The following is a 607-nucleotide window of genomic DNA, read 5'->3' on the forward strand; positions in this document are numbered from 1 at the left end:
CCTCGATCCACCGACGCGGCCTCTGAAGTGCTGCTGAAATCCTGAACAGCAGGTGCGTGGAAGGTGGGCAGGTGGTGGTGTCCCGGCCACGCTCCGGTCTGTTCCACTTCGCTGCTTCCGGGGCTCCTTGGTTCCGGTGTGAGTGCCCTGCAAGGGGCTAGATGATCAGGTGTTCTGCGCGGCTGGTGGTCCCAATGCTGCTGCCCAGAGTTTGATGAAGGCTTTCTCCCATTTCCATTTGGTGGGCAGGTGCAGGATCAGTCGGCGGGCGCGGTGAGCGATCCGGGCTGGGATGCTGATGATCCTGGCCTTTAGGGTCAGCGCTCGGGCGCGGGCCATGGCCCCACCGATAACGGTGGCTACTGTGCGCAGCAGGTTGTGAGCGATCACCGCGGTGACCAGCCAGGCCGCGTTGGCCTGGAACCGCCCTGAGGGCATATGCGCCAGGGGTCCGGCTTTGAGTTCGGCATTGACCTGCTCGATCACCGCATGACCGCGGTGCATCCGGTCAGCAGCAGCGGTATCGAAGACCTCGGGGCTGATGGTGGTGAAGGGTCGACCAGCGGCGCCCTGTCCCCGTTGCCGGGGGTGGGTTTCCGCTGGCCGC

The 607-nt window shown here is 65.1% G+C and carries 1 protein-coding gene; it reads right to left on the reverse strand.

Translation table 11 applies throughout. From position 1 onward, the window contains the following. Positions 1-165: 165 nt before the first annotated feature. A partial coding sequence (locus FEF26_RS15535; protein ID WP_208012967.1) for a transposase occupies positions 166-607 on the reverse strand: 442 nt, incomplete at its 5' end.

The sequence above is a fragment of the Nesterenkonia salmonea genome (assembly GCF_005771525.1).
Taxonomy (GTDB): Bacteria; Actinomycetota; Actinomycetes; order Actinomycetales; family Micrococcaceae; genus Nesterenkonia; species Nesterenkonia salmonea.